Annotated in this window: 8 protein-coding genes; 6 read left to right on the forward strand and 2 right to left on the reverse strand. The window is 64.9% G+C overall.

What is annotated here, in order from left to right; genetic code table 11:
- Nucleotides 1-4 precede the first annotated feature (4 nt).
- From Q0L48_RS03965 to Q0L48_RS03990, 6 genes are all read left to right on the forward strand, one after another.
- The gene (locus Q0L48_RS03965) at nucleotides 5-2062 is read left to right on the forward strand and encodes an adenylate/guanylate cyclase domain-containing protein (RefSeq protein ID WP_296717500.1); all 2058 of its coding nucleotides are present in this window, start codon (nucleotides 5-7) and stop codon (nucleotides 2060-2062) included.
- Nucleotides 2049-2795 (forward strand): hypothetical protein, encoded by a 747-nt coding sequence (locus Q0L48_RS03970; protein WP_296717502.1) that lies wholly within the window; start codon nucleotides 2049-2051, stop codon nucleotides 2793-2795. Before Q0L48_RS03965 ends, Q0L48_RS03970 begins: the two co-directional genes overlap by 14 nt.
- A gap of 227 nt (nucleotides 2796-3022) precedes the next feature.
- A complete protein-coding gene (locus tag Q0L48_RS03975) occupies nucleotides 3023-4408 on the forward strand; it encodes a multiheme c-type cytochrome (RefSeq protein WP_296717504.1) in 1386 nt (461 codons plus the stop codon).
- A gap of 2 nt (nucleotides 4409-4410) precedes the next feature.
- The gene (locus tag Q0L48_RS03980; protein WP_296717506.1) at nucleotides 4411-6363 is read left to right on the forward strand and encodes a heme-binding protein; all 1953 of its coding nucleotides are present in this window, start codon (nucleotides 4411-4413) and stop codon (nucleotides 6361-6363) included.
- On the forward strand, nucleotides 6363-8198 hold the full coding sequence (locus Q0L48_RS03985) for a hypothetical protein (RefSeq protein WP_296717508.1): 1836 nt from the start codon (nucleotides 6363-6365) through the stop codon (nucleotides 8196-8198). Before Q0L48_RS03980 ends, Q0L48_RS03985 begins: the two co-directional genes overlap by 1 nt.
- On the forward strand, nucleotides 8198-12328 hold the full coding sequence (locus Q0L48_RS03990; protein ID WP_296717511.1) for a hypothetical protein: 4131 nt from the start codon (nucleotides 8198-8200) through the stop codon (nucleotides 12326-12328). The genes Q0L48_RS03985 and Q0L48_RS03990 overlap by 1 nt, the downstream gene beginning before the upstream one ends.
- A gap of 123 nt (nucleotides 12329-12451) precedes the next feature.
- Here Q0L48_RS03990 and Q0L48_RS03995 read toward each other — a convergent pair whose 3' ends face one another.
- Both Q0L48_RS03995 and Q0L48_RS04000 read right to left on the reverse strand, forming a co-directional pair.
- Nucleotides 12452-13333 (reverse strand): metallophosphoesterase, encoded by an 882-nt coding sequence (locus tag Q0L48_RS03995; protein WP_296717513.1) that lies wholly within the window; start codon nucleotides 13331-13333, stop codon nucleotides 12452-12454.
- Nucleotides 13334-13335: 2 nt separating this feature from the next.
- Complete coding sequence (locus Q0L48_RS04000) at nucleotides 13336-15129, reverse strand: cytochrome c3 family protein (protein WP_296717515.1); 1794 nt, start codon at nucleotides 15127-15129, stop codon at nucleotides 13336-13338.

The raw sequence follows: 15129 nt of genomic DNA on the forward strand, positions 1-15129 counted from the left end.
GAGGATGAAACTGCGGCCGACGCCTGGCAATTCGCCATTCGGCTGGCTGCGACGCGGCTGGCGCAACGTGCGCGAGGCGGGCGGGGTTCAGCTTGCCGCGACGCTGGTGGTGCTGTGCGCGGCGCTGTTCATCGCCCGCTTCAGCTGGGTGCTGCCCGACGGGGCCGAGCCGACACCGCTGACCAGCGAGGCCGAGCGCGCGCTGTACGATCTGCGCGCCTATTACGCCGCCGATCTGGTCGAGCAGGACAGCCGCGTCGTGTTGGTTGTCTATACCGACCAGACCCTTATCAAGGCCCGCAAACGCTCGCCGCTCGATCGCGGCGTGCTGGCCCGGACATTGCGCAATCTCGATGGCATGGGCGCAAAGGCGATCGGGATCGATATTCTGTTCGACCAGCCGCAGGACGAGGATGACCAACTGATCGAGACGCTGCGCACGATGCGCACGCCGGTCGCGCTCGCCTATGCCAACCTTGCCACCAACAAGGATGATATCGTCTACGAGCAGCAGCAATATTTGGAAGAATTCCAGGGCCAGTTCACCGGCACCAGAACGCGGCCCGCCAGCATCCGGCTCGACAATACCTTCGGGGCAACGCGGGTGTGGCCCGAAATCGTGGCCGACCTGCCGCCGTTGCTGGGCCGGGCAATGCTGACAGATGCGGGCGAGCCTGCGAGCAATTTTGCCGGATACGAAGGCTCGATCGATTATCGCCGTGCCAAATTCGTCGATGCACCGCTGTTTCCCGCGCTCCAGATCGATCTGTTTGCCGATGCCGATCCCGAAGTGCTGCCGTTTCTGGCCGATCAGATCGCGGGCAAATATATCCTGATCGGCGGCGATATCGTCGATTACGACCGGGTCGAGACGACCTTCACCTCGATCACGGGCGAAGTGCCGCCGGGGATCGCGGTCCATGCCGAGATCATCGCGCAGATGCTCGACAACCGCGTACTCGCCCCGATCCCGTCGTGGGTGCTGTGGGTGATGGCGGCGCTGGTGGTGCTGAGCGCGGCGCTGACCGCGCTGCTCGAATGGCCCGCGCGCCGGCTGGCACCGTTTCTGATCGTCCTGATCCTTGTCTTCATCGGCATCCCGGCGCTGCTGCAATTGCGCAATGTCGATACCTATGGGCTGCCTGCGGTCGGTTGGCTGGTGGGCTGGATCATCGCCTTCACCGCGGTCACGGCGGCGGCCCGCGCTTCGGGCGCGGTGCAGCGCAATTTCGCCACCGGCGCGCTCGGCAAGTATATCCCGCGCGACATTGCGCAGGCTATCATCGACAAGCCCGAATTGCTGTCGCTGGGCGGGGAAAAGCGCGAAATCTTCGTGCTGTTCAGCGATCTGGAAGGCTTCACCAAGATGAGCCACGCGATCCCGCCGGAAATGGTGGCGAAGCTGCTCAATCGCTATCTCGATCTGCTCAGTCAGGTGGTGCTCGACCATGGCGGGGTGATCGACAAATTCGTGGGCGATGCGGTGGTGGCGTTCTGGGGCGCGCCGATTGCCCGGCCCGATGATGGCACCCGCGCGGCCAAGGCAGGCTATGCGATCTGGCAGGCGGGCGAGCACTTCCGCCGCGAGGTGGCAGCGATGGATGCTAGCCTGCCGAAAATCGGAAAGACCCGCGTCGGCCTGCATTTCGGAGAGGCGGTGATCGGCAATTTCGGCGGGGCGACCCGCATCCAGTACACTGCGCTGGGGGATTCGATGAACACCGCCGCGCGGCTGGAAGCGGCCAACAAGGCGCTCGAATCAAGCGTGATGGCGAGCCGCGAATTCGCCGAAGCTTCGGGGCTGGACTGGTGGCGTCCGATGGGCCGGGTGCAGTTGCGTGGCCGTGCGCGGCCCGTCGATCTGTTCGAGCCGGTTCCCGAATTTCCGGGCGCCGACCGCGAAACTCTGGCACAAGCCTGTTTGCTGGCTGCCAGCGACCGTGCAGCAGCGATCCGGCTGGCACAGGATGTCGCGGATCGTCATCCGGATGACTCAGCGTTACGTAATCTGGTAAAGCGGATGCGGGAAATGGACGAGGGAGGAACTTATGTTCTCGGTTAGAATGAAACAGGCACTTGCGGCGATGGCACTGGGCGGCGCGGCACTGGCTTTGCCGGCGGCGGCAATGGCCGGCGTTGTGGTCAAGTCCACCGGGCCTTCGTCGGCCAGGTATCCGGTCGGCACGAAGCTGGATGATGCGACCAGCATCACCTTGAAGCCGGGCGACGTGGTGACTGTGCTTACGTCCGAAGGAACCCGCGTGATCAAGGGCGCGGGCACATTCCGCGTGGGTGATCGCCCGCAGGTCGCGACCGACCGCTTCGCCTCATTGACTCGCAAGCGTGCGGCAACGCGCGTGCGCACCGGAGCGGTGCGGGCGCCCGATGACGATGTCGTGACCAATCCCAGCTTGTGGTATGTCGACATCACCCGTTCGGGCACAGTCTGCCTGTATGACCTTGCCACCGTGCGGCTGTGGCGTCCGGGCACCGAAGGCACCGCCACCTACCGCATCACCGGCCACGGCGAGAGCGCTGTGCAGGCCGAAGTCACCTTCGACGACACCGTTACCGTCGCGGCGCTCGATCCGGCGCGTCTGCCGGTGACAGAGGGCGGGCATTACATGATCACCGGCCCTGACGGCACTACCAGCGCCGAGCTGAATTTCGTGCTGCTTGCCGATGATTATGACGCGCCCGACATGCTCGCCGAAGCCTTGATTGCCAAGGGATGTTCGGTTCAGTTGGAGGCACTGGCAAGCACGCTGGAGGCAAGCGCCGAAGCTGCGAGCTGAGGCAACGTGCCGGCATGCGTCACGGCGCATCGGGACAGGGCATGCAGAAAAGCGCGGATTGCCTGTTGCATCCCACTGCCAAGCTTGTGACAAGGGGCCGGGCGGCCCGACGGGGAGTCGGCAGTGGCGGGATTCCTGACGCGGCTCTACAAGCGCGCTCAGAGATCGATTGCTACTCTGCACCGGTCTAGCAGGAATTGGTGCCAGGGCATCTCGGGGGGGATGAGATGACGGGATTGACAGCGAAACGGATCCTCGGCCTTTTCCGCAGGCCGCAGGTCATTCGCCTGCTGGCGGTTGCTGGCCTGGCCGCGCTGTACCCCGCTTCGGGCGCGATCGGAAATCCCACGTTCGAAGGTGTTGCCAGTTGCGCCGGATCGACCTGCCATGGCCGTGCCGAAGGCAACGGCGCAGTGGTGCGGCAGGATGAAATCGCGACATGGCAAGAACCCTCTTCGCCCAGCGGCGCGCATAGCCGTGCCTATGCCGTACTGGGCGGTCGGCGCGGGCAGCAGATCGCGGCAAGCCTCGGCCTGGGCGATGCCAAGCAGGCGCCCGCGTGTCTGGGCTGCCATTCGACCTTTGCACCGGTCGCGCAGCGCGGGGCGAAGTTCACGCTGACAGACGGGGTCGGGTGCGAAAGCTGCCACGGCGCGTCCGGAGGCAGCTGGCTGGCGGAGCACTACGCGGTTCCCGCCACCCATGCATCCAACGTGGCAGCGGGTCTGATCCCGCTCGACAATCCCAAGGCGCGGGCGAATGTCTGCCTCGATTGCCATTACGGATCATCCAAGCCCGGCCAGTTCGTGACCCATGCGATGATGGCGGCGGGCCATCCGCGCGTCTCGTTCGAACTCGACCTGTTCAGCGCGCTGCAGCAGCACCACAATCTCGACGCCGATTACACAGCGCGCAAGGGCGCGCCCAGTTCGCTGCGGTTCTGGGCGGTCGGTCAGGCCGAGGCGGTGCGCCGCTCAACAGGATTGTTCGCGCAGCCGAAATTCGCGATGGAAGGCGCCTTCCCGCAGTTCTATTTCTACGACTGCCATTCGTGCCACCGCACCATTACCGACGGCCCGCAGCGCAAGCTGACGTTCGAAACCAATCCGGCAAGGCCGATCCCGTTCGGCAATCCGCCCTTCAATGATGAAAACATCATCATGCTGTCGGCCACCGCAGGTGCGCTGGTGCCGGGCGAGGCGGCGGCGTTCCGGACTGCGAGCCGCGATTTCCACAAGGCGATGGGTGCCGGGCCGGGCGAGGCGCGAGCGGCGGCTCAGGCACTATCGGCGCGGGCCGGGGCGCTGTCCGATGCCTTGTCGGGCCGCGCCTATGCCAGCGCCGATGCCTTCCGCGTCATCGCGATCATCGCGGGCGAGGCGACCGCGCCGCGCTTCACCGACTATGCCGGATCGGTGCAGGCGGTGATGGGGATCGACACGCTGCTGAACGCTCTGGTCAAGGAAGGCCGCGTCACGGCAGGCGCAGCGGCGGGCATCCGCGGGGACATCGCCCGCGCGTACAATGCAGTGGACGCGCCCAATGCCTATCGCCCGGCGGATTTCCGCGCCGCGCTCAAATCCGCCGCAGGCGCCATCGGCAGACTGCAATAGCGATGCGCAGGGGGGCGAAAACCGGTTGGATCGCGGCGGGCGCGCTGCTGCTTGCGTCATGCGGGGGCGGGGACAGTCCGCCCAGCAATGGCGGCGCAACCGGAGGCGGGCCGCCGCCGCCGCCCCCACCTCCGCCTAGCGGACAGGTCTATTCAATCCCGCCGGCCGAAAGCCTGTCTGCCGCCGATGTCGGCACGGTGATCGCACAGGCCGCAGCCGAGGCGCGCAGCCGGAATACGGCAGCGACCATCGCTGTCACCGACCGGGTCGGCAATGTCCTTGCCGTGTTCGCCTTGCCCGGCGCTGCACCCACTGCGGTCATTCCCGGCGCGCCCAATGGCGATGATATCGACGTGCAGGGATTGACCATCCCCAGCGCGGGCGCGGCCATCGCCAAGGCGATCACCGGAGCCTACTTATCAAGCGGCGGCAATGCCTTCTCCTCCCGCACGGCCAGCATGATCGTGCAGGAGCATTTTCCGCCAGCGCCGACCACCGCCGGGCTGGAAAGCGGGCCGTTGTTCGGGGTGCAGTTCAGCCAATTACCGTGCAGCGACCTTGCCGCGCGCGCGGGTGAGGGGCTGATCGGGCCGAAGCGTTCACCGCTCGGCCTCTCCGCCGATCCGGGCGGGTTCCCGCTTTACCGCAACGGCGCGGTCATCGGCGGCGTGGGCGTGATTGCCGACGGGGTTTACGGCCTCGATTCCAACGTGCTCGACCGCGACAATGACCTTGACGAGGCGATCGCGCTGGCGGGCACCGTCGGGTTCGAGGCGCCGGTCAGCATCCGCGCCGACCGCATTACAGCCGACGGCACGTCCTTACGCTATACCGACATCGAATATCCGCAGATCGGCAATGTCGCAGGCGCGAGCTTTGTGGGGACGGCGGGCGCTTTGGTGCCGGTGACGGGCTACTACAGCGGCGCAGGCCTGCTCGCAGGCAGTGCCTATGGCAGCGAGGCATCGGGCATCCGGCCATCGACCGCAGCGGAATTTTCGATCCGCGACGCCTTCGTCCTGTCCAACGGCGCAGGGGCGAACCGCTTCCCTGTGCGGGCCGGAACGGATGCGGGCGACATCGCCGCGCCGATCACCGTTGCCGAGGCGCAGGCGATCCTTGAAGAAGCCTTCACCGTGATGAGCCGCGCACGCGCGCAGATCCGCCAGCCGCTCGACAGCCGCGCACAGGTTTCAATCAGCCTTGTCGATACGCGCGGGCGGGTGCTGGGCATCGTCCGATCACCCGACGCGCCGATCTTCGGGATCGATGTCAGCTTGCAGAAGGCGCGCACCGCGAATTTCTTTTCCGGTGCGTTTGCCGCCAACGAATTGCTCAGCGCGCCCGGCGAGGTGCCGGAGTTCGTTGCCCGCACCCGCGCTTTTCTGGGCGATCCCAATGCGCTGACCGGCGGGTTTGCCTTTGCCGACCGCTCGGGCGGAAACCTGTCGCGCCCCTATTTCCCCGATGGCGAGATCGGCCAGCCGCACGGCCCGCTGTCGCGCCCGATTGCGCAGTTCAATCCGTTCTCGACGGGCCTTCAGAGCGCGCTGGTGCTCGGCGATCTGGCGCAGCATCTCGGTTTCGTGACCGGCGCGAGCGCCACCGATGCTCCGCGCGGATGCACTGGATTGCCGCCAATCGCTGGCGGGAATTCGCGACTGGCCAATGGCATCCAGATTTTCCCCGGCTCGGTCCCGATCTATCGCGGCAATGTGCTGGTCGGCGGGATCGGCGTGTCGGGCGACGGGATCGATCAGGACGACATGATCAGCTTTCTCGGCTTGCACAACGCAGGACAGCGCGTCGGCGGGTTCGGCAATGCGCCCGCGGCCATCCGCGCCGACCGCATCGTGGTGCAGGTCGGCAGCCGGCAGGTGCGGCTGCGCTACGTCAACTGCCCCTTCGCGCCGTTCCTCGACAGCGCGGCCCAGAACGTGTGTGAGGGGCTGTAATGGGGATGTGGCTGGCCATCCCCGCCGCGCTGATGGTGCAGGCAGCACCGCCGGGCGAAGATGCGCCGCCGCCGCCTGCCGAGTGGGAGCAGGACATCCCGCCAGTCGATCCCGATATCATCGAAGGGCGTGAGCGGCCCGGCTACACCGCCCCGCTGCCCGATCGGATCGAGCAGGATAACGAAGGCGCAATCCGTTCGCCGCCGCCCGAAGCCTTCCCTACCGATCAACTGCCGATCCCGGATCGCTGGCGACTGATCGAAAGCCTGGGTCTGGTGAAGGAGAACCTGCTCGATCCCTATAACCAGAACACCTACAAGGGCGACCGGCCGATCAATCCGGACAAGGTGCCGTGGTTGCCGATCACCGGCGATGACTGGTTTTTCGTCGCCAATCTGATCAGCGACAGCGTGTACGAACCGCGCACCTTCCCGATTCCCGTCGGCGTGCAGACCACCGAAGACCCCGACCGGCTCGATGTGTTCGGCAATGATTTCAGTCAGGTGCTTAGCCAGACGTTCATTGCCGGTTTCGCGCTGCTGAAAGGATCGACCACCTTCAAGCCGCCGACGGTCGAATACCGCGTGACGCTGGCCTACAACGTCAATTACGTCGACGTGCCCGAACGCCGCGTGCTGTTTGTGGAACCTTCGCGCGAAAGCCACCGGCTCGACCAGTTCCTCGGCGTGCAGGAAGCTTTCGTCGATTACCACTTCAGCCAGTTCGATAATGACCGGTTCGATTTCATTTCGATCCGCGCGGGCATCCAGCCGTTCCAGTCGGATTTCCGCGGATTCCTGTTCAACGATCAGCAATTGGGCGTGCGCCTGTTCGGATCGCGCGACAACAATCGCTTCCAGTTCAACCTAGGCGCGTTCTGGCGGCTGGAGAAGGACACCAACAGCGGCCTCAACGCGATCCTGCGGAGCCCGCGCGACGATTTCGTGTTCGTCGCCAATGCGTATCGGCAGGACTTCCTGATCCCGGCGCTGACCAGCCAGTTCACCGTGGTCTACAACATGAACCGCGAGGCTGACGACATCCAGATCGACACCAACGGTTTCCCGGTGCGCCCGGCGCTGCTCGGCACGCTGCGGGGGCGTGAGTATGATGTCGTCTATCTCGGCTACAACATGGATGGCCGCATTGGCCGCGTGAACCTGACGGGCAGTTTCTACTGGGCGCTGGGGGAAGACCGCAACAGCTTCTTCACCGATCGTCCGGCAGACATCAACGCGCAGTTCGCGGCGGTCGAGGCGAGCTATGATCGCGACTGGATGCGCTTCCGCCTGTCGGCGGCCTATGCCAGCGGGGACAGCGATCCCTATGACGATACCGAAGGCGGGTTCGACGCGATTTTCGAAAACCCGATCTTTGCAGGCGCAGATACATCCTACTGGATTCGCCAGACCATTCCCTTCGCAGGCGGGGGCCGAGCGATTGCGGTGAACGGGCGCAACGGCATCCTCAATTCGCTGCGTTCCTCGAAAGAGCAGGGGCAGAGCAACTTCAACAACCCCGGCCTGCTGCTGGCGGGCGTGGGCGCGGATTTCGACCTGTCGCCGGAGTTTCGCCTGTCCGCCAACGCCAACCACCTGTGGTTCGAGAATACCGCGACATTGCAGGTGCTGCGCAACGAAGGCTCGATCCCGCGCGAGATCGGATTCGATCTGTCGGCGGCGGCGATCTGGCGGCCCAAAGCGACGCAGAACATCGTCGTCCGCCTGTCCGCCGCAACGCTGGTGGCCGGTGACGGCTTCCGCAACCTGTTCGACAATCTGGGCGGGGAGCAGAAATTCCACTCCATCCTCGCCAACGTGGTGCTGACCTACTGATGCTGAAATCCGGCCGCCTTTTCGCCCGTCACCTTGCGCTGCTGCTGTCGGCGCTGGTGCTCGGCATTGTCCTGTTTGCAGGCGAGCCGATGGCGGCGGACAAGGAAAAGCCGGTCAAGCGCGATTACAGCGCGGTGTTCGCACCGCCCGCGCCCGCACGCCAGTCTGTTGCGGAGATGAATGCCAAGTCCGAAGGCTGCAACACCTGCCATGTGAAGACCGACGCGCCGACCATGCACCTGACGCCTGCGGTGCGGCTGGGCTGCACCGATTGCCACGGTGGCAATGCGGGCGTGCGCGGCAATTCGGAATTGCTGCACGACAGCCCCGATTACGTCGCCGCGCGCGACCGGGCGCATGTTCTGCCGAAATACCCCGACAGCTGGCATTTTCCGTCCTCGGCCAATCCCAAGCGGTCCTATTCGCTGCTCAACAAGGAAGCGCCCGAGTTCGTCAAATTCGTGAACCCGTCCGATTACCGCGTCGCCCGCGATGCCTGCGGGGCGTGCCACATGGGTGCGATCGAGGCGGCGGAACGATCGATCATGGCGACCGGCGCGATGCTTTGGGGCGGGGCGAGTTACAATAACGGGATCCTGCCGTTCAAGAACTACCTGCTGGGCGAGGCCTATACGCGCAAGGGCGAACCGGCGAAGATCACCTCGCCCGGTGCGGGACCGGGGGGCAAGCTCTCGCCAGAACAGATCGCGCGCGGCGTGATTGCCGAGATGTATCCACTGCCGACGTGGCATGTGATCCCGCCGGGCGACGTGTTCCGCGTGTTCGAACGCGGCGGGCGCACGATCAATTCGCAGTTTCCCGAAATTGCGATCCCCAATCCGACCGGCCAGATCCAGCGGCTGGAGGAGCCGGGTCGGCCCGATCTGAAGCAATCCAATCGCGGCCCCGGCACCGGCCTGCGGGTGGCGATCCCGGCGCTCAATATCCACAAGACCCGGCTCAATGATCCCTTCACGTGGTTCATGGGCACCAACGATCAGCCGGGCGATTATCGCCATTCGGGCTGCGCCAGTTGCCACGTGGTCTATGCCAATGACCGAGAACCGCGTCATTCGCTGATCTATGCGCAATATGGCCGCGACGGGCAGACGATCACCAGCGATCCGACCATCGCAGGCAAGCTGGAACACGCGGCGGGTTATGAGGATGCAAAACATGGCGCGGTGAAGCAGCCGGGTCACAAGGACGATGATCACGCCGATGCGCTCAAGCAGCGAAGCGGTAGCGCAGACAAAGACGCCGATGGCGCGCTCACTATCGACGGCAAGGTCAAGGAAAAGGGCCACCCGCTGCAGCACGTCTTCACCCGCGCGATCCCGACCGCGCAGTGCATGAACTGCCACATGCACCAGCCCAATATCTTCCTGAATTCCTACCTCGGCTACACCATGTGGGACTACGAATCCGATGCCCCCGCGATGTGGCCGAAGGAGCAGAAATACCCCACCGCCGAGGAAGTGCGCGCCATCAACGACCGCAATCCCGAAGCCGCGGCTGTGCGCGGCAAGTGGGGCGACCTCGATTTCCTGCGCAACGTCTATGATCTCAACCCGACGCTGAAAGACACCCAGTTCGCCGATTACCACGGCCACGGCTGGAATTTCCGCGCAGTGTTCAAACGCGACCGCGAAGGCAATCTGCTCGATGCCGACGGCAAGATCGTCGATCCCGACGATCCGGAAAAATGGCGCAAGGAAGGCGAAGGCAAGTTCGTCGAACCCGGCACGAATCCCGGCAAGGCGGTGCACATGATGAGCATCCACGCCGAAGTCGGAATGCAATGCGCCGATTGCCATTACGAGCAGGACAGCCACGGCAACGGGCTGATCTATGGCGAAGTCGCCAACGCAATCGAGATCGGCTGCAAGGATTGCCACGGCACGCCCGATGCCTATCCGACGCTCAAGACCAGCGGCCCCGCTGCCCCGCCCGAAGGCCACAACATGGCCCTGCTGCGCAACCCCGATGGGCAGCGCCGGTTCGAATGGACCGAAGGCGATGATGGCCGCCGCAAGCTGATCCAGCGCTCGATCGTCGATCCCAGCCTCGAATGGGAGGTCAGCCTGGTCAAGGATTCGGTCGATCCCGAAACTCCCGTCTTCAACGCCAAGGCGGCGCGGGCCAAGCTGGTCAGCCGCTACGGCGCGGAAACCGGCAATTTCGAATTTGGCACCGGCATCGCCGCCGATGACCGTGCCCACCGCGAGCCGGAGATGGCGTGCTTCACCTGCCACCTTTCGTGGACGACCAGCTGCGGCGGATGCCACCTGCCGATCGAGGCGAACTGGAAGACCAAGAGCCACCGCTACGAAGGCGGCGAAACGCGCAATTTCGCCACCTACAACCCGCAGGTCGCGCGTGACGAGATGTTCCAGCTGGGCAAGCACCAGACCACCAAGGGCAATCAGACCGCCCCGGTGCGGTCGTCCTCGGCGCTGGTGCTGTCCTCGACCAACATCAACCGCGAACGCATTTATGTGCAGCAGCCGCCGATCAGTTCCATTGGCTTTTCATCCCAGGCCTTCGCGCCGCACTTCCCGCACACGGTGAGGAAGACCGAGACCAAGACGTGCAGCGACTGCCACCTGTCGGCCAAGGACGATAACAACGCGATCATGGCGCAGCTGCTGTTGCTCGGCACGAACTACGTCAATTTCGTCGGGCTGCATGCGTGGACCGGGCTGGAAGGCGGCTTTCAGGCCACCCGCGTCACCGAATATGACGAACCGCAGGCGGTGCTCGGATCCTATCTCCACCGCTATGCCTATCCCGATTACTGGAACCTCCACGTCGAACAGAACGGGCGCGAGCTGAAGAACTGGGTGCGCGGCAAGACCTTCGACAAGGATTTGTCGGGCGAAACCCACCCGTTCGAGGAATTCGCCAATGTCCACGAAGGCACGCCGGGCCGCGTCGGCTGCCTGCAACTGCGCGGCGAATACATGTTCTTGGCGGAAGGGAAGGGCGGTTTCACCGTCTACGATGTCGCCTCGATCGCCAACAAGGGCACATCGGAGCGCATCCTCAAGGGGCCGTTCTCGCCGCTCGGGCATGATACCAATGTCGGCACCACCAACGCGACCTGCATGGCGATCGCGACCAATCAGCCGATCGCCCCGACCCGCAACACCGCCGCTATGCGCGAGATGAACCAGGAGCAGGCGTTCCTGCCGATCTATAATTATGCGGTCGTTACCGACGCGGTCGAGGGGCTGATCCTCGTCAACGTCAACACGCTGGCGGACGGCGAATTCCGCAACAACAAGCTGCGCCGCAAGACCTTTGCCGACGGGTCCGAGGCGTGGAACCCTGACGGGGTGCTGGACGGTGCGCGGCACGTGCATCTGGCGGGCGAGGTCGCCTATATCACCGCAGCCAAAGGCCTGGTGGTGGTCGATCTCGCCGATCCCGATACGCCCAAAATCGCGGCTGTGCGCGAACTGAGAGACGGGCGGGCGAGCGCGATCCAGTTCCGTTACTTGTGGGTGTCCGACGCGGACGGGGTGAAGCTGTTCGATGTCACCGACCTGCGCAATCCGGTCGCAGTGCCGGAAGCGACAGTGCCGCTGGCCGATGCGCGCCGGATCTATATCGCGCGCACCTATGCCTATGTCGCGGCCAAGGCCGAAGGGCTGGTGATCCTCGACGTCAAGAATCCGAGAGCTCCGCGCATCTTCCAGAAGGTGACGCTGGGCGGCACGCTGAACGATGCCGAGGACGTGATGGTGGGCACCACCAACGCATCGCTGATCGGTTATGTCGCGGACGGGAAGAATGGGATGAAGGTGCTGCAACTGACCAGCCCCGACAGCCAGCGCAACTTCTACGGCTTCAGCCCCGCGCCGGTGCCGGAGATGATCGCCTGGGCCAAGACGCCGACACCCGCCATTGCAATCAGCAAAGGCCTGGACCGCGATCGCGCGGTGGATGAGACCGGCGGGCAGATGGCGGTGTTCGGACGGCTCGGCTCGCGGCCCTTTACCCGGCCCGAGATGGAGCGATTGTTCATGACCCGCAGCGGCGTGCCGTGGAAGGTCAGCGACGAGGTCGACATGGGGCGCTGGGTCGGGGTGGCTCCGCAAGGCGTGCTGCGGGCGGCGCGGAAGTAAGTTTTCGCTTCGTCATTGCGAGGAGCCGGAGGCGACGTGGCAATCCATGGCCCGACATTGCGCCACTGAGCAAAATCGGTTCATGGATTGCTTCGCCTTCGGCTCGCAATGACGAAGTGAGGATTAGTCCCGCTCGGCGAACATGCCTTCGATCATCGGCTGCAGCCCGGCGTTGAAACGCGCCAGCACCTGCCAATCGCCCACCCGCTCGTAATGCGAAACCAGCCGCGTGCCGTCCCAGCGGTGGAGCGCATAGGTCGGCGGCTCGGTGGTGATCAACTCGCGCTCGTCGGGCACGTCCTTGTCGATCGGGGTCAGGTCCATCGCCACCAGCGGCGCGACCGAGGGGGTGACCCCCAGCGGAAGACCGGCGAACCGGGTGGTGATCTGGCGGTGGAGATGCCCGCAATGGATTGCCTGCACCTGTGACTGCCCGTTCAGAACCTCGCGCAAGCGGACAATCCATGGCTCGTCCGGTGCGGGATCCATCCAGTCGATCCCGGCGACCACCGGCGGATGATGCATGAAGATCAGCGTTGGCTGATCGGGCGCTTCGGCCAGCCGCGCTGCCAGCCACCGCGCCCGCGCCTCGCAAAACGCGCCGCCGTGGCGGCCATCCTCCAGCGTATCGAGGCAGATGACCCGCAGGCCGAGCCGCGCCTCGATCACGAAATGCAGGAAGCCGCCCTCGGCAGGCGCGATGTGCGGGAAAGCGCCCAGCAGGCCTTCGCGGCTGTCATGATTGCCCACCATCGGGATGACCGGAAAGGGGCAGTCTTTCAGCAGTTCGGCGGTCTTGGCGAAGCTTTCCGCGTCGCCATGATCGGTGATATCGCCCGACAGCACCAGCATGTCAGGGACGTTCGGTCCCGTCAGCAGGCGTTCCAGCGTCGCGCGAAAGCGGGTGAGGTTCAGTTCCTCGGGGCGCTCGTGCGGAGCAAAGCCGACGTGGATATCGGTCATCTGTGCAATCAGCACGGCGCCGGATGGTGCGACCCGGTCCATCCTCAGGGTTTCGCCTGGCCGAACAATGCGGCAATTGTTGTTTTGTCGGGGGCAGGCGCGGGACTGTAGTGGGGAGCCTTGCCCTTGGGTGACCACTGGCCCGACGGCACGTGATAGGCGTGACACATCGCGCAGTCGGATGGCACGATTTTCTTGGTCTTCACCGCCGTCGCTCCAAGGTGGCAATCACGGCAGCTCTTGAGATCGGGGATGAGCAGGTCGGTCGCCGCCTTCGACGTATCGGCTGCGTGGCAATCGGTGCATTCTTCCTTCCGGTGCGCTTCGTGGGTGAAGAAGCCACTGGTCAGGAAGCGATCGGGCAGGTTGACCGGCATCAGATCGGGCCGCCCCTGCTTGGTGGTCGGCAGGTGGCATTCAGTGCAAATGCCGCCGGGTGACAGCGCGTTCGACAATCCGATGTAGGCCCGCATGGGTCGCCCGAAATTCGCCGCATAGGCGCCACCGCGCGCGAACTGGCCGGGGCGTGTGCGGCCCGAGGCGAGCGCGGGGCGCGGGGCCGGATTGATGCGCGCAAGGTCTTCGGCCAGATCCTTCACGTCGCCGTGGCGCAGATTGCTGAAGGCACCGCTTGCCGTGCGGCCCGATACGAGACTGTGACAGCCTTCGCAGGAATCCTCCATTGTCACCTCCTTGAACGAGATCTTGTCGGCAGTGAGCGAATGGCAGTCCTTGCATTCGAGCGGCTGACCGTAATCGGGTAAGGACAGCGCCATCCGCGCCGCGCCGCCACGCGCATCCATGTGGACATCATGCGGGAATTTGAGGCCACTGCGCTCGATCGGCTTGGTATCCGGCGAGGCGCGCACCGGCTTGGCCGCGCCGAAACTGGCATAGAAGGCGGGGCGGAATTGCGGGTGTTCCTTGCCGAAATCATGCGCATTCGCCAGCGCCGTGTCGGTCAGCCGCGTGTCCAGCGCATCGTGGCAATCGGAACAGAATGCCTCGCTCGCCGGCTTCTGCCGAACCGGGCCTTCGTGCTCGGAATGGCAGGACACGCAGCCCAGCGGCCCTTCCTTGCCCAGCGCCTCGCCAATCCGCCATTGCAGCGCATCGCCGCTGGAAAGCGGGGCCATCCCTCCGGCCAGCCGGGTGGGCTTGGCATGATCGCCCAAGCCTTCGTGGCAGGAAATGCAGGTTTCATCCTGCACGCTTTCGAACGCGGCGACATGGCAGCTTTCGCAATTATCTTCGAGCTCGTGATGCTTCAGCGACAATGCGCCCGCCGACCATGCGGCATCCATCACGACCTGTCCCGGAACGATTGTTTCGGGATCGTTCTTGACCGGATCGCGCAGCAGATGGCTCGCCACCGGCACCATCAGCAGCGCCAGCAGAATCGCGCCTGCGAAAATCCAGCTCATCGCCCGCTTGCTCGGCAGCGCGCTGGCGAGGGCGAAACCGCGCAGGGCATCGCCCTTGCCTTCATCGGCCGCGATCTGGCGGATTGTGATCGCGATGGTATCGTCACCCTCGCGCGCCACCGCCAGCCGCGCCGCGCCGAGTGCGATCTCGCCGCCGGTGTGCGGATCGATGATGCCTTGGGTAACGACCCGCCCGTCAAGCCCGAAGCCGAGCGTGCCGAGCGCCTCCACCGCCAACGTGCCGTCCGGCTGGCGATCGATCCGCACATGGCGCTGTTCGACTGCGAGATCGGGAAGGTGAATGTCGCATTCCGCCGCACGGCCGATGGTCAGCGCGGTCTGCTCGACCACGCGGTCACGGATGATCTCGCGCCCGGCGGCGGTGAAATCGATGGTGCGGATCAGGAATGCCAC

The sequence above is a fragment of the Erythrobacter sp. genome, from assembly GCF_024305245.1.
Classification (GTDB): Bacteria; Pseudomonadota; Alphaproteobacteria; order Sphingomonadales; family Sphingomonadaceae; genus Erythrobacter.